Annotated in this window: 18 protein-coding genes; 5 read left to right on the top strand and 13 right to left on the bottom strand. The window is 72.8% G+C overall.

The genetic code is table 11. The features are described from left to right. The 7 genes from prcA to HLB15_RS24785 form a co-directional block, all read right to left on the bottom strand. Window positions 1-718, bottom strand: a 718-nt coding sequence (gene prcA, locus HLB15_RS10550; RefSeq protein WP_171105360.1) for a proteasome subunit alpha, incomplete at its 3' end; no start/stop codon positions are given. Next, window positions 715-1,554 carry a proteasome subunit beta gene (gene prcB / locus HLB15_RS10555; RefSeq protein WP_373291124.1) on the bottom strand — a complete coding sequence of 280 codons (840 nt, stop codon included), beginning with the start codon at window positions 1,552-1,554 and terminating at the stop codon, window positions 715-717. The genes prcA and prcB, both read right to left, overlap by 4 nt. Continuing rightward, window positions 1,551-1,748: a ubiquitin-like protein Pup gene (locus tag HLB15_RS10560; protein WP_171105362.1), complete on the bottom strand. Its 198-nt coding sequence runs from the start codon at window positions 1,746-1,748 to the stop codon at window positions 1,551-1,553. The genes prcB and HLB15_RS10560 overlap by 4 nt, the downstream gene beginning before the upstream one ends. 93 nt (window positions 1,749-1,841) lie before the next feature. Continuing rightward, window positions 1,842-3,527 (bottom strand): depupylase/deamidase Dop, encoded by a 1,686-nt coding sequence (gene dop / locus HLB15_RS10565; RefSeq protein WP_171105421.1) that lies wholly within the window; start codon window positions 3,525-3,527, stop codon window positions 1,842-1,844. A gap of 106 nt (window positions 3,528-3,633) precedes the next feature. Next, complete coding sequence (arc, locus tag HLB15_RS10570) at window positions 3,634-5,295, bottom strand: proteasome ATPase (RefSeq protein WP_171105364.1); 1,662 nt, start codon at window positions 5,293-5,295, stop codon at window positions 3,634-3,636. 141 nt (window positions 5,296-5,436) lie between these two features. Further along, entirely contained in the window at window positions 5,437-6,450 is a 1,014-nt protein-coding gene (locus HLB15_RS10575) for a tRNA (adenine-N1)-methyltransferase (protein WP_171105366.1), read from the bottom strand. 43 nt (window positions 6,451-6,493) lie between these two features. Continuing rightward, entirely contained in the window at window positions 6,494-7,663 is a 1,170-nt protein-coding gene (locus HLB15_RS24785; protein WP_171105368.1) for a site-2 protease family protein, read from the bottom strand. A gap of 92 nt (window positions 7,664-7,755) precedes the next feature. Here HLB15_RS24785 and HLB15_RS10585 point away from each other — a divergent pair, with 92 nt between their 5' ends. Beyond that, complete coding sequence (locus HLB15_RS10585; protein ID WP_171105370.1) at window positions 7,756-8,667, top strand: RecB family exonuclease; 912 nt, start codon at window positions 7,756-7,758, stop codon at window positions 8,665-8,667. 48 nt (window positions 8,668-8,715) lie between these two features. Here HLB15_RS10585 and HLB15_RS10590 read toward each other — a convergent pair whose 3' ends face one another. The 3 genes from HLB15_RS10590 to HLB15_RS10600 all read right to left on the bottom strand — a co-directional run bounded on the left by HLB15_RS10590 (window position 8,716) and on the right by HLB15_RS10600 (window position 12,437). Continuing rightward, window positions 8,716-9,405, bottom strand: coding sequence for an HAD family hydrolase (locus HLB15_RS10590; RefSeq protein WP_229785677.1), 690 nt, complete (start codon window positions 9,403-9,405; stop codon window positions 8,716-8,718). Between the two features lie 59 nt (window positions 9,406-9,464). Continuing rightward, window positions 9,465-10,007 carry a hypothetical protein gene (locus tag HLB15_RS10595; RefSeq protein WP_171105372.1) on the bottom strand — a complete coding sequence of 181 codons (543 nt, stop codon included), beginning with the start codon at window positions 10,005-10,007 and terminating at the stop codon, window positions 9,465-9,467. A gap of 84 nt (window positions 10,008-10,091) precedes the next feature. Beyond that, window positions 10,092-12,437 carry a protein kinase domain-containing protein gene (locus tag HLB15_RS10600; protein ID WP_171105374.1) on the bottom strand — a complete coding sequence of 782 codons (2,346 nt, stop codon included), beginning with the start codon at window positions 12,435-12,437 and terminating at the stop codon, window positions 10,092-10,094. 251 nt (window positions 12,438-12,688) lie between these two features. Between HLB15_RS10600 and HLB15_RS10605 the strand changes: the two genes are divergently transcribed. Both HLB15_RS10605 and HLB15_RS10610 read left to right on the top strand, forming a co-directional pair. Next, a complete protein-coding gene (locus HLB15_RS10605) occupies window positions 12,689-13,093 on the top strand; it encodes a hypothetical protein (RefSeq protein ID WP_171105377.1) in 405 nt (134 codons plus the stop codon). A 117-nt stretch (window positions 13,094-13,210) separates the two neighbouring features. Then, on the top strand, window positions 13,211-13,777 hold the full coding sequence (locus tag HLB15_RS10610; protein WP_171105379.1) for an HD domain-containing protein: 567 nt from the start codon (window positions 13,211-13,213) through the stop codon (window positions 13,775-13,777). A 40-nt stretch (window positions 13,778-13,817) separates the two neighbouring features. On the opposite strand, the gene HLB15_RS10615 is transcribed toward HLB15_RS10610, so the two are convergent. Together HLB15_RS10615 and HLB15_RS10620 are read right to left on the bottom strand one after the other, a co-directional pair. Then, window positions 13,818-14,291, bottom strand: coding sequence for an NUDIX hydrolase (locus HLB15_RS10615; RefSeq protein WP_171105381.1), 474 nt, complete (start codon window positions 14,289-14,291; stop codon window positions 13,818-13,820). After that, window positions 14,291-15,052 (bottom strand): helix-turn-helix domain-containing protein, encoded by a 762-nt coding sequence (locus tag HLB15_RS10620; protein WP_171105384.1) that lies wholly within the window; start codon window positions 15,050-15,052, stop codon window positions 14,291-14,293. Before HLB15_RS10620 ends, HLB15_RS10615 begins: the two co-directional genes overlap by 1 nt. 154 nt (window positions 15,053-15,206) lie before the next feature. Between HLB15_RS10620 and HLB15_RS10625 the strand changes: the two genes are divergently transcribed. Both HLB15_RS10625 and HLB15_RS10630 read left to right on the top strand, forming a co-directional pair. Further along, window positions 15,207-15,494, top strand: a complete 288-nt coding sequence (locus HLB15_RS10625; RefSeq protein ID WP_171105386.1) for a hypothetical protein — start codon at window positions 15,207-15,209, stop codon at window positions 15,492-15,494. Between the two features lie 82 nt (window positions 15,495-15,576). After that, window positions 15,577-16,461: a PAC2 family protein gene (locus tag HLB15_RS10630; RefSeq protein ID WP_171105388.1), complete on the top strand. Its 885-nt coding sequence runs from the start codon at window positions 15,577-15,579 to the stop codon at window positions 16,459-16,461. A gap of 129 nt (window positions 16,462-16,590) precedes the next feature. Here HLB15_RS10630 and HLB15_RS10635 read toward each other — a convergent pair whose 3' ends face one another. Next, complete coding sequence (locus tag HLB15_RS10635; protein WP_171105389.1) at window positions 16,591-16,806, bottom strand: hypothetical protein; 216 nt, start codon at window positions 16,804-16,806, stop codon at window positions 16,591-16,593. Between the last annotated feature and the right edge of the window lie 23 nt (window positions 16,807-16,829).

The following is a 16,829-nucleotide window of genomic DNA, read 5'->3' on the forward strand; positions in this document are numbered from 1 at the left end:
GCAGGGTGGAGATCGACCCGTCGGCCCCCTCGGCCAGCAGGTCGGCCAGCACCTGGCCGGTGAGCCGCCGGAACGCGCGCCGCGGCCGGTCGCGCTCCAGGACCGCGACCTCGAGCTGCGCCGCCTCGATCGTCCGGGGCGTGCCGCCCTCGCCCGAGCCGAGCGCCGCGACGGCCAGCCGCAGCGCCTCCCCCAGCGACAGGTCCTCGCGCCAGCCCTCCTTGACCTTCCGGCCGAGCTGCTCGGCCTGGCCGCCCATGACGACGAACCCGTGCTCGTCGGCCACCGTGCCGTCGTAGGTGAGGCGGTAGATCTGGTCGTCGGCGGGCTGCGCGCCCACCTCCGCGACCACGATCTCGACCTCGAGCGGCTTGGACTCCGTGATGAACACCGTGCCGAGCGTCTGCGCGTACGCGTTCGCCAGGCCGCGGGCCGTCACGTCGGACCGGTCGTAGGAGTACCCGCGCATGTCGGCGTAGCGCACGCCGGCCACCCGCAGGTTCTCGAACTCGTTGTACTTGCCCACCGCGGCGAAGCCGATGCGGTCGTAGATCTCCGAGATCTTGTGCAGCGCCCGCGACGGGTTCTCCGTGGCGAACGCGATGCCGCCGGCGTAGGCGAGCACCACGACGGACCGGCCGCGCGCGATGCCCTTCCGGGCGAAGTCCGCCCGGTCCTTCATCAGTTGCTCGGGCGAGACGTAGAACGGCATGTTCATGCGAGGTTCCCCCTCTCCCGGCGCTGCTCCACGATCTCCTGGGCGAAGCGCGCCACCTCGTCGTCCCCGACCCGCCGGTACCCGTCGGCCGTCACGAGCGCGACCACGGGGAAGATGCCACGGACGGTGTCGGGCCCGCCCGTCGCCGAGTCGTCGTCCGCCGCGTCGTACAGCGCCTCGACGGCCACCCGGACCGCGTCGTCGCCGTCCATGCCGCGCCGCCACAGCTTCTTCAGGGCGCCGCGCGCGAACAGCGAGCCCGAGCCCACGCCGTGGTGCTCGTGCTCCTCGTACCGCCCGCCGGTGGCGTCGTAGCTGAAGATGCGGCCGACGCCCTTGTCCAGGTCGTAGCCCGCGAACAGCGGCACCACCGCGAGGCCCTGCATCGCCATGGACAGGTTGCCCCGCAGCATGGTCGCCAGGCGGTTCGCCTTGCCCGTGAGGGACAGCAGCGAGCCCTCGATCTTCTCGTAGTGCTCCAGCTCGAGCTGGAACAGGCGCACCAGCTCCAGGCCGATGCCCGCGGAGCCCGCGATGCCGACCGCCGAGTACTCGTCGGCCGGGAACACCTTCTCGATGCTCCGGCTGGCGATCATCGGGCCCGCGGTCGCGCGGCGGTCACCCGCGAGGAGCACGCCGCCCTCGAAGGTCACGGCCACGATGGTCGTCGCGTGCGGGGACAGGGCCGCCGGGTCCGTCGTGCCCGCGGGCACGGTGCGGTTCCCGGGCAGCCGGTCGGGGGCGTGCTCGGCCAGGAAGTCCACGAAGGACGACGATCCCGGACGCAGGAAGGCGTCCGGGAGTCGTCCTGCGGTGCGGTCTGCGTTCAGGTTCACTGCCCACCCTTCTGGACGAATCCACGCACGAACGACTCGGCGTTCGTCTCCAGCACCTCGTCGATCTCCTCGAGCAGGGCGTCGACCTCGTCGTCGTCCTTCTGGGCGGACGCGGCGGCCGGCGCCGGCGTCTCGACGTCGTCGTCCGGAGTGCGGTCCTCGTGTGACGGGTTGATTCTTTCCTGACCGGCCATGATCGCCTCCTGGTGATTCTCTGACGTAACGCTGGTCCGCAAGCCTAGGCTTCGCTAGGTCCCGACACTAGGCGGTGACACCGACATCCCCCGTCACCTCCGTCCGGAGAGTCCCGCCAACAGCGCGCTCGCGTCGGGGCTCGCCTCGAGCAGCGCGCCGATGTGGCGGCGGGTGCCGCGCGTCGGGTCGAGCATCGGCACGCGCTGCAGCGCCTGCGTGCCGTCGACGTCGAAGATGACCGAGTCCCAGCTCGCCGCCGAGACCTGGTCCCCGTACCGCGCCATCACCTCGCCGCGGAAGTAGGCGCGCGTATCGGTCGGCGGGTGCTGCACGGCGCGGGCGACGCTCTCCTCGTCGACGACGCGGTCGACGGCGCCCTTGGCCAGCAGTCGGTGGTAGATGCCGCGCTCCGGCCGCACGTCGGACCACTGCAGGTCCATGGCGTGCAGGCGCGGGTGGCCCCAGTCGAGGCCGTCACGCGAGCGCAGGCGGTCCAGCAGCCGCAGCTTGGCGAGCCACTCCACCTCCCGCGCGCACGAGGCCGGGTCGGTGCCGAGCCGCTCGACCACCGAGGCCCAGCGGTCCAGCACCGCGTCGGACTCCGCGTCCGTGCCGAGCACCTTGAGCGAGCGCCGCACGACGTCGGCCACCTCGCCCTGGATCTCGAGCGCCGTCATCGTGCGGCCGTCGGCCAGGTCGAGCGGTGCGGACAGGTCGAGGTCGCGCGAGACCTTCTGCACGTCCGTGACCGGTGAGAGCAGCCGCAGGGCGCCGAGCTCCGCGCGGGCGTCCACGCCGGCGTCGGCGAGCTCGTCGAGGTGCTCGAGCACCCACAGCACGAGCGACGTCGTGCCGGTCTTGAGGTAGGTCGGCACCTCCATGCAGTTCGCGTCGCCCATGATGAGGTGCAGGCGGCGCCACCGCTGGCGGTCCGCGTGCGGCTCGTCGCGCGTGTTGACGATCGGCCGCCGCAGCGTGGTCTCCAGGCCGATCTCGGCCTCGATGTAGTCGGCGCGCTGCGAGATCTGGTAGCCGGCGGTGCCGCTCGTGACGCCGAGCCCGACGCGGCCCGACCCGGCGAACACCTGGCGCGTGACGAGGAACGGCGTGATCAGCTCGGCGAGCGTGGTGAAGGGCAGCGCGCGGTCCACGAGGTAGTTCTCGTGGGTGCCGTAGCTCGCGCCCTTGCCGTCCACGTTGTTCTTGTAGAGCACGACCTCGCTGCCCGGGAACGACGACAGCTCGCGCAGCGCGGCGAGCATGACGCGCTCGCCCGCCACGTCCCAGCGCACCACGTCCTGCGGCGTCATGACCTCGGGCGAGGAGTACTCGGGGTGGGCGTGGTCGACGTACAGGCGCGCGCCGTTGGTGAGGATCACGTTCGCCGCGCTCGGGTCGTCGTAGTCCTCCGCGGGCGGACGCTCGACCTCCTGCGTCGAGCCGTTGCGGCGGCGACCGCGGCCGGGCACGCCCGGCTCGACGACCGGCACCTGCCCGGTCACCGGGCCGTGCGCAGGCCCGTCCACGGGGCCCGGCGGCGCGGGCGCCGTCGGGTCGTCGGTCAGCATCGACGGCTGGGCCGAGGCACGGTCGAGGTGGAACCCGCGCGCGTCCTGCAGCGGGTCCTCGTCGTCGTAGTCCCAGCGGGCCTTGGCGCCCCGGCCGTCCTCCCGCGTGGAGATCGCCCGGTAGGTCGTCACCACCTGGCTCGACAGCAGCATGGGGTTGGCCAGGGGGCGGCCCGGCTGCAGCACTCCGTACTCGGTCTCGATACCCATCACTCGACGCACGCTCACGTCCACCACCCTATGCCGGAGTAGTCCCGTTGGTGAGGTAGGGTCCGTGCCCGCCGAGCGGCGGGCACGGACCCTGTCCCGATGGTCGTCAGAGGTACTGACCGGTGTTCTGGACGGTGTCGATGGTGCGCGGCGTCGAACCCTCGCCCTTCTTCTGGACGATCGTGCGGATGAAGACGATGCGCTCGCCCTTCTTGCCGCTGATGCGGGCCCAGTCGTCGGGGTTGGTCGTGTTCGGGAGGTCCTCGTTCTCCTTGAACTCGTCGACGCACGCGGTCAGCAGGTGCTCCACGCGGATGCCCTTCTGACCGGTGGACAGGAAGTCCTTGATCGCGTTCTTCTTGGCCCGGTCCACGACGTTCTGGATCATGGCGCCCGAGTTGAAGTCCTTGAAGAACAGGGTCTCCTTGTCGCCCGACGCGTAGGTGACCTCGAGGAACTGGTTCTCCTCGTCCTCGGAGTACATGCGCTCGACGACCGACGTGATCATGCCGTCCAGGGCCTCGCTGACGTTGTTGCCGTACTCGGCGAGGTCGTCCTGGTGGACCGGCAGCTCCTTGGTGAGGTACTTGCCGAAGATCTCCTTGGCGCCCTCGGCGTCCGGCCGCTCGATCTTGATCTTCACGTCCAGGCGGCCGGGCCGCAGGATGGCGGGGTCGATCATGTCCTCGCGGTTGGAGGCGCCGATGACGATGACGTTGTCGAGCCGCTCGACGCCGTCGATCTCGGCGAGCAGCTGCGGCACGATCGTCGTCTCGACGTCCGAGGAGAGACCGGTGCCGCGCGTGCGGAACAGCGACTCCATCTCGTCGAAGAAGACGACGACGGGCATGCCCTGGCTGGCCTTCTCCCGGGCGCGGGCGAAGATCAGGCGGATGTGCCGCTCGGTCTCGCCCACGTACTTGTTGAGGAGCTCGGGGCCCTTGACGTTGAGGAAGTAGCTCTTCACCTCGGGGTTGCCGCCGTTGGCGCGCGCGACCATCCCGGCCAGCGAGTGGGCGACGGCCTTGGCGATGAGCGTCTTGCCGCAGCCGGGCGGGCCGTACAGCAGGACGCCCTTGGGCGGGCGCAGCCCGTGCTCGCGGAAGAGGTCGGGGTGCGCGAAGGGCAGCTCGACCGCGTCCCGGATCGCCTCGATCTGCGGGCCCAGGCCACCGATGTCCTCGTACTGGATGTCCGGGACCTCCTCGAGGACCAGCTCCTCGACCTCGGACTTGGGCACGACCTCGAAGACGAACCCGCTGCGGGTGTCGACGGTCAGGGAGTCACCCACGCGCAGGGGCACGTCCATGACCGACCCGGCGAGCCGCACGACGCGCTCCTCGTCGGCGCGGCCCACGACGAGCACGCGGTCGCCGCCCAGCAGCTCCTTGACGGTGACCAGCTCGCCCGTGCGCTCGTAGTCGCCGGCACCGACCACGGTCATCGCCTCGTTCAGCTTCACCTCCTGCCCGGGAAGCAGGCGCGTGACGTCAAGGCTGGGGCTCGCGGAGACGTGCATCTTGCGACCCGCCGACGAGATGTCCACCGACCCGTCGGGGTGGGCGCCCAGGAACACGGCGTACGTCCCCGGCGGCTTGGCCAGGTCGTCGAGCTGTTTCTTGAGCTCGACGATCTGGTCGCGCGCCGCGCGGAGGGCTTCCGCGAGACGCTCGTTCTTGGCTGAGAGGAGGGCGATCTGGCGCTCGTAGTCGCGGCTCGGCAAAGATTCGTTCTCGGGATGGTTGTAGCCTGACGTGCTCTCGGTCATGACATCCCCTCTCGTAGGGCCCGGGAGGCGACCATATGACGCAAACGCCTCCGAGAACAGCACTCTAAGCACAGTCACCGACACACCGGGAGTAAGAACACCCGTTTGAGACGTGCGGAGTACCCGATCGTTACAGGCCGTTCACGCGGGCGGGGCGTCGCCGTCCTGCGGCGCAACGCCCAGGTCACGGCGCACCTTGCGGACCTTCTTGTCCGACACGGCGCGCTCGCCGAGATCCTCCGGCGTCCACTCCCCGTCGGGCGCCGCCGGGTACGCACCCTTGGCAGGACGCCGTTTCCGCTCCGGTGCGACGACGCCGTCGGCCAGCCGGCGGGCCGTGATCAGGAAGCCGGTGTGGCCGATCATCCGGTGCTCCGGCCGGACCGCCAGGCCCTCGAGGTGCCACCCCCGGACCATCGTCTCGAAGGCCGCGGGCTCCGCGAACCGGCCGTCGGCGCGCAGGTCTTCCGCTGTGCGCGAAAGCTGCGTCGTGGTGGCCACGTAGCAGACGAGCACGCCGCCGGGGACGAGCGCGCGGGCGACGGCGTCGACGTTCTCCCACGGCGCGAGCATGTCCAGCACGACCCGATCGACCGAGCCGGGCTCGGCGACCTGCGGCAGCACGTCGGCGAGGTCACCGACCGACAGCTCCCACGCCGGGTGCGGCCCGCCGAAGAACGTCTCGACGTTGCCGCGCGCGATGGCGGCGAAGTCCTCGCGGCGCTCGATGGAGTGCACGTGGCCCGCGTCGCCGACGGCGCGCAGGAGCGACATGGTCAGCGCGCCGGAGCCGACGCCCGCCTCGACGACGCGGGCACCCGGGTAGATGTCGGCCATGCCGACGATCTGGGCGGCGTCCTTCGGGTAGACGACGGCGGCACCGCGCGGCATGGACAGCACGTAGTCGGACAGCAGCGGCCGCAGGGCGAGGTACTCGACCTCGGCCGTGTTGGTCACGACGCTGCCCTCGGGCTGCCCGATGAGCTGCTCGTGCTTGAAGTAACCCTTGTGCGTGTGGAACGTGCCGCCGGGCTGCAGTGTGATGGTGTGCAGGCGGCCCTTGGGGTCGGTCAGCTGGACCTTGTCGCCCACGCGGAACGGGCCGCGGCGCTGCTGCGCACCGGTGGCGGTGGGGCTGTCGGTGGGTGTGGTCACGACGGACCATCCTAGGCGCTGGGGCCGGGTCGGGCCGCGCGGGTCAGGCGGCGCGGATCGCCCGGGCGACGTCGGCGAGGTCGAGCACGCCCGTGACGCGCCCACCGTCGACCACGGGGACGAGCCGGGCACCGCCCGACCGGCCGGCCAGGTGGTCCAGCAGGTCGGTGCCCGCGAGGCCCGTCGCCACCTCGGAGCCGCGGACGAAGGGCACGGCGACCGCGTCGACCTGCGTGACGGCCCGGGACGCCTCCGGCACGGCCGCGGCCGCGTCGTCGTCGACCACGGCCAGCGGCACCTCCCCGTGCCCCACGACCACGACGCGACGGGGCCTGTCCGCGGCGGCGCGGGCGCTGAACGCGTCCGCCACCGTCGAACCGAGCGGCAGCACGAGCACGGGCACGGCGAGCACGCCCGCCGAGAGCCCCTCGACCGCCTCGCGGCGCCGGCCGTTGGTGATCGCCGCGCCGGCACCGGCCCAGAGGAACGCGCCGATGAGCGCCGACCAGACGACGGTCATGATGTCGAGACCGCCCCCCTGCACGATCGGCAGCACCAGCGCCCACACGAGCACGCCGACGGCGACGACGCGGCCCACCCAGCCGGCGGCCACCGTCCCGGTGGTGCGCCGCCCGGTCACGGCCCACACGAGCGACTCGAGGATCTGTCCTCCGTCCAGCGGCAGGCCCGGGAGCAGGTTGAAGAAGCCGACGAACGCGTTCGACAGCGCGCCCGCCCAGAGCAGGTACGTCGCGACGTTCAGCACCGGCGAGGCCTGGAAGGCGAACCAGAAGCCCGCCGCGAGCACCAGGTTGGTCAGCGGGCCGACCACGGCGACGAGGATGCCGTCCAGCGGGCCGCGCAGACCGCCGGTGTAGGCGGTGTGGCCGCCCCAGAGGGTCACCGCGAGCTCGGTCACCTTCTGTCCGCGCGCCCGGGCGACCAGCGCGTGCGCCACCTCGTGCAGGAACACGGAGGCGAACAGCAGCAGCACGAAGACGAACGCCACGAGGTAGGCGCCCGCACCGAGGTGCGGCGCGCGCGCCTGCACGCTGGGCAGGAAGAGGAAGGTCAGCGCGACCGCGGCGAGGAACCACGACGGCGTGACGATCACGGGCGCGCCGGCGACGCGCCCGACGACGAACCCCTTCGAGCGCTGCGGGGCGGGCGCGCGCCGGGGTGCGGGGCTGGAGGCGGGCTCCGGTGTGCTCACCGGACCAACCTATCCGGCCGGGGGCACGGGTGACGGCGGCACGCTGTGGACGGCTGCGGGGGGATGTCGGTGGCCGCACCTAGGGTGGGGGCATGACGACGACGGAGGTGGGCCCGGAGCAGGGCCTGACGACTGGTACGGCACCCGCGGCACCCGCTGTGACGGCGCCGTCCAGGCCGCCCGCGCTCTCCCCCTCGCGCGCCAACGACTTCATGCAGTGCCCGCTGCTGTTCCGGTTCCGCACCGTCGACCGGCTGCCGGAGCCGCCGTCGGCCGCCGCGGCGCGCGGCACGCTGGTGCACGCGGTCCTGGAGCGGCTGTACGACGCCCCGCTGGGCGAGCGCACGCTCGCCGCGGCACACGACCTGCTGCCCGCCGAGTGGGACCGGCTGCTGGAGGCCGACGAGCGGTACGCCTCGCTGTTCACCGACGGCGTGGGCCCGGACGGGCAGGACCGCGCGGGCTGGCTCGCGGGCGCCGGTTCCCTGCTCGGCACGTACTTCACGCTCGAGGACCCGAACCGCCTCCAGCCCGCGGAGCGCGAGATGCTGGTCGAGTCACAGCTCGACGGCGGCCCGCTGCTGCGGGGCATCGTCGACCGCCTGGACGTGGCGCCGAACGGCGCCGTCCGCGTGGTCGACTACAAGACGGGCCGCTCGCCGCGTCCGGGGTACGAGTCGTCAGCCGTGTTCCAGATGCGGTTCTACGGCCTGGTGCTGTGGCGCGAGCGCGGGGTGCTGCCCGCGATGCTGCAGCTCGTCTACCTCGGCGACGGGCAGGTGCTGCGCGGCGAGCCGACGACCGAGCACCTCGAGCACACCGAGCAGAAGATCCGTGCGATCTGGTCGGGGATCGAGCAGTCGGCCCGCAGCGGCCACTGGCCCACGCGCCGGTCCAAGCTGTGCGGCTGGTGCGCGCACCAGGAGCTGTGCCCCGAGTTCGGCGGTACACCGCCCGAGATCCCCGAGGGCGCGGTCGCGCTGCGGCTGGGCATCACCGGCTGAGCCCGGCCGACGCCGGGCACCGTGCCGGACTCCGCGACACTCCCCGGATCAGTCCCCCAGCAGGTCCACGACCTCGCCCGCGGCGATCTGCCGCAGCACACCCAGGTCGACCTGCTTGAGCGACGCCGCCCGGCTGAGGCCGGGACGCGGCGGCAGGGGCACCTCGGCGGGCACGCCCAGCGTGCGCGCGCCGGACGCCAGCGCCGACGTGATGCCGGGACCGGAGTCCTCGATCGCCACGCAGTCCTCGGGCCGCACGCCCAGCAGCCGGGCACCGGTCAGGTACGGCTCCGGGTCCGGCTTGCCGCGCTCGACCTCGTCGCCCGTCACCAGGCGCGCGAAGGTACCCGCCGGTACGCCCGCGGCCACGACCTCCGCCTGGCTGCGGTAGGACATCGTGACGATCGCGCACGGCACGCCGGCCCCGCGCAGGTCCGCGAGCAGCTCGGGCACGCCGGGGCGCCACGGCACCCGCTCACGGAGCTGCTCGTTGACGCGGGCGACGAGCCACGTCACGATCTCGGCGGGCTCGAGCCGGACGCCGGCGTCGCGCAGCATGGTGCCGGTGGTCGGCAACGCCTGGCCGACCGCGGCGAGCGCGTCCTCGTGCGTCCACGTCGCGCCGTGCTGTGCGACGATCTCGCGCTCGGCGCGCATCCAGTACGGCTCGGTGTCGACGAGGGTGCCGTCCATGTCGAAGAGGACGGCGGCGGGCATGTCGGGGAGATCGCGGGGCACGGCCTCATCGTAGGTGGCCGGGGACCCCGGCCGGACCGCGGGCGGACAGCCGTGCCGGCTCAGTCGGCCAGCAGGTTCTCCATGCGGCGCGCCTGGCCGCGCTCGAGCTCCGTCCGCTCGAACGCGGCGACCGCCTCGTCGAACGTCTCGTTCACCTCGGGCTCGATCTCGACGACCCCGGCAGGCGTCACGATCGCCTCCTCGTACTCCGTGATCCACGCGTCCATGTGGGCCACGTAGGCGTCACGCGCCCGGTCGAGGTCACCGCCGTCCGGCAGGTCGACCGCCGTGGCCTCCTGGCGGGCGGCGAGGACCTCGTCCCGCACGTCCTCGGCGATCTCCGGCACGTCCGCCATGAGGTCCGCGGCGAGCTGCTGCTGCTCGGCAGGCTCCGAGGCGGACTCGATCTCGTCGAACCGGGCCCCCACCTCGTCGAGGTAGCCGCGCATCGTCGACTCGCTGTGCTCCACGGCATCGAGCAGCTGGTCGGCGGGCGCTCGGTGGCCGCCGCCCTGGGACCAGGCGATGCCGGTCCCGGTGCTCGCGACGAGCACGGCACCGACGGCCGTGAACAGCGGCCGGTGGTTTCGCAGGTTGAGCATTCGTTCATACTCACCCGGACTTCCCGGGGCGCGCGCGTCGACCGGTGTGATCCCGTGCGGAGTTATCGGATATTTCGGCACAAATCACCTCGGATCTCGTTCAGCGCGACGGGTTTCCCCCCGCAGACGTTCGAGGCGCTCCGCGGCGAGCACCGCGCGCCCCAGCCCGGCGCGGATCATGGGCGCGTCCGTACCCGCGCTCTTGAGATAGAAGATGCCGACATTGATGAGGCTGACGAAGCCGGCGTAGACGAGCTCGTCCTGGACCACGTCGAGCATCAGCAGCGTGCCGATGACGGCGACCGGGACGAGGTACAACGCCACGACGGGCTGCCACCCCTCCAGCCGGCCGAGCGTGGGGACCTCGCCGCGCGGCACCGACGAGAGCCCGGCCGCGCGGGCGCGCTCGTTGGCGTCGTGCGCGAACCCGAGGCACGCCTGGACCACGAGAGCCACCGTGAGGATCCCGACGAACGTGAACACCGGCCAGAGGTCCCGGTGCAGGAGCGTCGGGACCAGGGCGTAGAACGCGGGGAGCACGGCGAGCGAGCGCAGGCCTGCCTCCGCCACCACCGCGCGCACGGGCGGCCGGGAACCCCGCACGGGCGCGACGATCGTGCTCACCTCGGCGAACACGTTGAGGTACAGCCGAGCGCACACCAGCGCGAAGGTGACGGTCACGAGACGTACGGGCAGGTTGCCCAGGAGGTCGGGCACCGGCGACCCGGCGGACCGGACGTCGTCGAGGAACGCGAGATCCGGCAGCACGCGGCCGGACACGTCGTCCAGGACGTCGAACCACCGCGCCTGCCACGAGAGCCCCAGGTCGCGGGACCACCACGTGAGCGCGAGCGCCGTGACGCCCCACAGGAGCACCGCGCACGCCCACGCCCACCGGCGCAGACGACGCGCCTGGCGCAGGTGCACGACGTGGGCGGCCGTGCCGGTGGCGCGCGCCGCCTGCGCGCTGCGCACCTGCAGCATGCGTCGCTGGCGCCCGACGGTCCCCGCCCCGGGCGAGAGGTCGCGCACGCGCTGGAACCGGCCACGCGGGCGGTCGCGCCCGTCCTGCTCGAGGATCTCCACCTCGTCCTCGAACACCCGCAGGATCTGCTCGAACCGGTTGCGCGCCGGGTCGACGGGCACGACGAGGAGCCTGCGCCGCGGGTCGGCGTCGGTCAGGTCCTCCAGCAGCCGGGCCAGTCCGACCGACGCGACGTAGAACTGGTCGGGCACCGTGCCGTCGGCGGTGTGCGGGATACCCGCGATCGCGACGAGCAGCATGCCGAGCGAGTAGAGGTCGGCGTCCCTGTGGCTCGTGCCGTCCTGGCGCACCTCGGGCGCGACGTAGGCGCCGTCGCCCGGCAGCGCACCCGGGATCGAGCGGCTGTGCAGGTGGTTCACGCCGAGGTCGACGAAGCGGAGGCGCAGGCCGCCCGCGCCGTCGGTGCCGACGATGATGTTCGACGGCGCCAGGTCGTCGTGCCGCCGCCCCTCGCCCTCCAGCTCGGCCAGCGCTCGCAGGAGCGGGGCGCCCACCTGCCGCAGCGCCTCGGTGTCGACCGGGCGCAGGATCTCGCGGGCGGGGTCCGGACGCCCCGTCGACCTGTGCGCCAGGTACTCCTCGAGGGTCGGACCCTCGATCAGGTCCATGAGGATCCAGCTGTCGTGGCTCGCCCACACCGGCGCGGCCGGCGAGCCCTCCGTCGCGTCCGGCCGACCGTGCTCGGACGCGTAGCCCCTGGTCGCCTCGGCGATCGCCGGGAGCGCGAGGTACGGGTGGATCACGCACTTCAGCGCGAACCGGACGGTCCGGCCCCTGACAGGTTCCGCACACCGCCCCGTGAGGATGAAGGACGTCGTCCCGTGCCGGTAGAACTCGAGGCTGTCCAGATCGAGGCCGTCCCACTCGCGCCGTGCCCGCTCGCCTCGTTCCCGCTCGGCCGGCGACCCCGTCCGGCCGGCCACCTCGGCCGGGGCGTGGAGCGCGACGAGCGCCCGCCGGACGGCGGGATCGGCGACGAGCCGTCGGCTCAGGTCCTCCGCCGTGACGCCGGCCACCGTGACCTCGCGCCGCGCGTCACCGTGGAACCGCACCCGGTCGGAACAGTGCACGGCCACGAGCGTGAGCAGGTAGACGCCGAGGTACCCGCGGGCGACCGGACCCGGCCGGGTCGCCGCCCCGGAACCGTCCGGGTCCTCCCCCGCCCCCGTCCACCAGGCCCAGAGGTCCTCGATCTCCCGGGCCCGCGGCGCCCGGAACCGGGCCTCGTACGTCCGCTCGTCGAGCGGCAGGTCCAGCAGCGCGGCGTGCCAGTCCCGGGTACGCCAGCGGTCGAGCCGGTCGGCAGGCTCGACCCCGTCCCTGCCCGCTTCCCTGCCCACGAGCCCACGGACGACGGCGGTGAGCTGCCCGAGCCCGCCCCTCATGCGGCCACCGGGCAGGGAGGAACGACAGCGGGAACGACGGACGTGCTGGTCACAGACCTGGTCACAGCCGGTGACCCTAGCGAAGCTCACCCGCGACACGCCCGGTGACCCGCCGGGCACCTCCCGCCACGCCGCACCGCGCGGGCCGCTCCACCGCCCCACCGCGCGCAGACGGGCCGGGTACGCGATGCTGACCCTCGATCGACGGCCTGCCGGCCCGGCCGGGCCGCGAGCGAAGGGGGATGCACAGCGTGTTCGGACCCGACTTCTTCGAGCGCCTCTCGCAGCGCACGTACTACGACCTGGACGGCAACCCGATCACGCAGGACCAGTGGTCGGTGCTGCGCCTGGGCGCGGGCAGCGGGCACGTGGCCCGCGACGTCGTCGGGTTCTACCACGTGTCGACGGTCTGGACGGGGGTCGACCCCGCGGCGCCGGTGCACGCCGACGACCCGCACCACACCCCGATGATCTACGAGACGATGGTGTTCGTCGAGCGGCTCGACCCCGACGGCGTGCTCGCCCCGGACGACAGGCTCGACTGCACCGAGCAGTACGCGGAGCTGTACGCGACGCGCGAGGACGCGCTGGCGGGCCACCGCCGCGCGACCGCGATGGTCCGTGACTGGATGGTCAACGGACGACCGGAGCTGTGACGGCGGGGGGCCTTCATGCGCACATCGACCCGGACCATGCCGACCACCGTGCTGACCACGCCGCGGAGCACGACGGTCCGTCGCGCCGACCGGCACGACGCGGCCTACGGTGAACCGATGCGAGGAAACACCCCGCGGGAGATCGACCCCGCGGGTGCCCAGGCCCTGCTGGCCGAGGTCTTCGACCCGGGCTCCGACCGGCTCGCCCACTCCCTCGGTGTCGGGCGGCGGGCCGAGCACGTGGCGCGGGCGCTGGACCGCCCCGCGCTGCTGGTCACGGCCGCCTACCTGCACGACGTGGGGTATGCCGCCGCCGCGCGCGACACGGGCCTGCACCAGCTCGACGGCGCCCGCTACCTGCGCTCGCTCGGGGCACCGGACGCACTGACCGGCCTGGTCGCGCACCACACGTCGGCGACGGTCGAGGCCGCGGAGCGCGGGCTGGACCACCGGCTGAGCGACGAGTTCCCGGAGCCGTCCGGGGACCTGCTGGACCTGCTCACCTACTGCGACATCACCACCTCCGCACGCGGCGACGCGGTCACGGTGGACGAGCGGTTCGCCCACATCTACGACCGCTACCCGCCGGGGCACCTCGTGTGGCGCAGCATGCAGCACGCCGAGCCCGGGCTGCGGCAGCTGGTCGCCCGCGTCGAGCGCCGGCTGGAGCGGCCGGCCCCCTAGGAGGCAGGCGCCAGGACAGGACCCGGCGTCAGGTCCGGCGTCAGGTGAGGTACGGCTCCGTGCGCGTCGGGTCCACCGCGTGCGCGATCCGCAGCCGCATCGACGGGTGGATGGCGAGGTCACCGAGCCGGTCCACCTGCTGCCAGACGACCTCGCTGGACTCCGCCGACGTCCGGGCGACGCCGCCCGTGAGCGTGCCGCGCATGCAGATCGAGAACTGGGCGCGCACCTCGCCGTCCGAGTACACGATGACGTGCCGGGGGTCGGTGTAGATCCCCACGAGGCCCGTGATCCGCACGCGGTAGCCGGTCTCCTCCTCCGTCTCCCGCACCCCGGCCTGACGCACGGTCTCGCCCGGATCGATGCCGCCGCCGGGCAGGGCCCAGAGGTCGTTGTCGGTGCGGTGGATGAGCAGCAGCCGTCCGACGTCGTCGCGCACCGCGACCGTGACCGACGGGACGACCGAGTTCACGGGCGGCGCGGCGGGGTCGTCGAAGTAGTCGTAGCGCGCCATCACGCCACCCTGTCCGAGTCCTCCGTCCGGGGCCATGCGTCGAGTGGTTGCGCGATGCTCCAGACCCGCTCGAACCCGGCCTGGTAGGCGGGCACGATCGCCGCCTCCGGCCCGTCCTTGAGGTGGAGCAGGGGGTTCGCGCCCGCAGGCGCCCCCCAGACGTGCGTGTTGACCAGCAGGTCGTCGTCGAACCGGAACGTCGTGGCGTACAGGGTGCTGTCGTGCAGCCGCACCTCGACGCCGGGCGTGCCGAGCGCCGGCGCGAGGTAGGACAGCACGAGCGCGATGCGCCCGGCGAGGCCGGTGCCGCCCTCCTCCCGGGTGCGCACCGCGACGGCGGCGCCGTCGGGGTCGCCCAGCAGCAGCCGCACCCGCACGCCGCGCGCCGCCATGGAGACGATCTCCGCGGTGAGGTCGAGCGTCTGGTCGGGCAGGAATGTCGCGGCGAACGCGTGCAGCTCGAACCGCTGCTCCACGCCCGCGAGGAACGCGCGCCACGTTCCCGACGGGACGGCGCGGCGCGCCGGGTACACCCCGACGATCTCCTGGGTCGCCGCCTCGGCCCGGTCGGCGTCGCCCCACAGCGCCGCGGCGTCGCACCCCAGCGCGTCGGACACGGCCACGCGGTGCCGCGGGTGCGGGGTACGGCCCTGCACCACCCAGCGCTCCACCGTCTTCGGGTCCACGCCCACGGCGGCGGCCAGGCGCACCTGGCTCAGACCTGCCTGCGCCATCGCGGCGACCAGTCGTTGGTTCCTCACACGCTTCACCCCCAAGGGACGTATCTATCACCGAAACGTCCCGCGCGCTGCCGATGGCACGTCCCGGACAGGCACCGCACAGTAGGTGTGCAGGCCGTGAGCCCGCAGTGAGCACAGTGGAAGTGACCCGATCCCGCCCGCCCCGGAGAGTCTCGTGAACCCCATTGCCTCGCAGTCGGTCACCGAACGGCTCGGCGACGTCATCGACCTCCTCCGGCACGTGCGCGCCGACTGGATCGAGGTGCTGACGGTCACCCCGGAGCGGGTCTGCCTGCAGCCCTGGCACCTGGACGACGGCGAGAGCATCGCCCGTGCCCTCGGCCTCGACCACGCGATCGACCAGCGCATGGTCGAGCCCGGGTACACCTTGTGGAGCGGCACGTGGCGCGGCGTCGAGGTGCAGGTCCGCGGCGCGCTGCGGGCCGGCGTGCCCGCCCTCTGAGCCGCGACACGCCGATTCGCCCGTCCGCGAACGCGGTGGTGCCTCTCGCCACGCCGCGCTCCCCACGCCCTAGGCTGGGGCAATGACCGACGCGCATCACGAGCAGCCGGAGCAGGCCTCGCCTCGCCAGACCGTGCTCCTCGCTGCCTTCGAGGGCTGGAACGACGCGGGCAGTGCCGCCACCACGGCACTCACGCACCTCGCCGAGGTGTGGGGCGCAGAGAAGGTGACGGAGCTCGACCCCGAGGAGTTCCACGACTTCCAGGTCAACCGGCCGTACATCTCGCTGGACGAGGACGGCAAGCGCTCGATCAGCTGGCCGACGACCTCCGTGTCGGTGGCGCAGGTGGGCGAGCGCAAGGTCGTGCTGGTGCACGGCGTCGAGCCGTCGATGCGGTGGCGCAAGTACTGCGACGAGCTCCTGACGGTCGCGGAGGAGCTCGGCGTGCGCACCGTGATCACCCTGGGCGCCCTGCTGGCCGACGTGCCGCACACGCGCCCGATCCCGATGACCGCGACGTCGGACAGCGTGGGCCTGCAGTCCGTGCTCGACATCGAGGCCAACACCTACCAGGGCCCCACGGGCATCGTCGGCGTGCTGCAGCACGAGGCGTCCGAGCGCGGCCTGCAGTCGGTGAGCCTGTGGGCGGCGGTGCCCCACTACGTGGCCAACCCGCCCTCCCCCAAGGCGACCCTGGCCATCCTGACCCGTGTCGAGGAGATCCTCGGCGAGTCGGTCCCGATGGGCGAGCTGCCCGACGACGCGGCGGCGTGGCAGCACGGCGTGGACGAGCTGGCCTCGGAGGACTCGGAGATCTCCGAGTACGTCGCCCAGCTCGAGGAGGCCAAGGACACCGCGGAGCTGCCCGAGGCGTCCGGTGACGCCATCGCGCGCGAGTTCGAGCGCTACCTGCGCCGCCGGGACATCGGCGGCAAGGACGGCGGCAAGGACACGCCCGGGCTCTGACCGGTCGCGGGCGGACCCGCGACCCCCGGACGGCACGAGGCCTGAGCCCCGCGGGGCTCAGGCCTCGTGCTGTCCGTCCGTGCTCATCCGTCCGTGCTCATCCGTCCGTGCTCACCGTCCGGTACGGGTTCAGGCGCCGGCCGGGATCGGCTCGATCCGTACTCCTGCGTCAGGACCGTGGTAGCCGACCCACGTCTCGAGACACCGCGCTGCGTCCTCGACGCGGTCGTAGACCGGCGTGTACCCCGGTCCGTTGCGTACGACGCGATACCGCGTGCTGCACCGGGGCGTCGTCGTGACGGTGACCCGGGTCTCACCCGTGAAGTCTTCCTCGTACTCCGTCATGCGCCCATCCTGCCCCGGGTTAA

This window comes from Promicromonospora citrea, from assembly GCF_013004695.1.
Taxonomy (GTDB): Bacteria; Actinomycetota; Actinomycetes; order Actinomycetales; family Cellulomonadaceae; genus Promicromonospora; species Promicromonospora citrea.

Bases quoted from the DNA above. Each gene is read 5' to 3' on its own strand.
- HLB15_RS10560 (WP_171105362.1), bottom strand. From the start codon at position 1,748: ATGGCCGGTCAGGAAAGAATCAACCCGTCACACGAGGACCGCACTCCG.
- dop (WP_171105421.1), bottom strand. From the start codon at position 3,527: ATGGGTATCGAGACCGAGTACGGAGTGCTGCAGCCGGGCCGCCCCCTG.
- arc (WP_171105364.1), bottom strand. From the start codon at position 5,295: ATGACCGAGAGCACGTCAGGCTACAACCATCCCGAGAACGAATCTTTG.
- HLB15_RS10585 (WP_171105370.1), top strand. From the start codon at position 7,756: ATGACGACGACGGAGGTGGGCCCGGAGCAGGGCCTGACGACTGGTACG.
- HLB15_RS10595 (WP_171105372.1), bottom strand. From the start codon at position 10,007: ATGCTCAACCTGCGAAACCACCGGCCGCTGTTCACGGCCGTCGGTGCC.
- HLB15_RS10600 (WP_171105374.1), bottom strand. From the start codon at position 12,437: ATGAGGGGCGGGCTCGGGCAGCTCACCGCCGTCGTCCGTGGGCTCGTG.
- HLB15_RS10610 (WP_171105379.1), top strand. From the start codon at position 13,211: ATGCGAGGAAACACCCCGCGGGAGATCGACCCCGCGGGTGCCCAGGCC.
- HLB15_RS10615 (WP_171105381.1), bottom strand. From the start codon at position 14,291: ATGGCGCGCTACGACTACTTCGACGACCCCGCCGCGCCGCCCGTGAAC.
- HLB15_RS10630 (WP_171105388.1), top strand. From the start codon at position 15,577: ATGACCGACGCGCATCACGAGCAGCCGGAGCAGGCCTCGCCTCGCCAG.
- HLB15_RS10635 (WP_171105389.1), bottom strand. From the start codon at position 16,806: ATGACGGAGTACGAGGAAGACTTCACGGGTGAGACCCGGGTCACCGTC.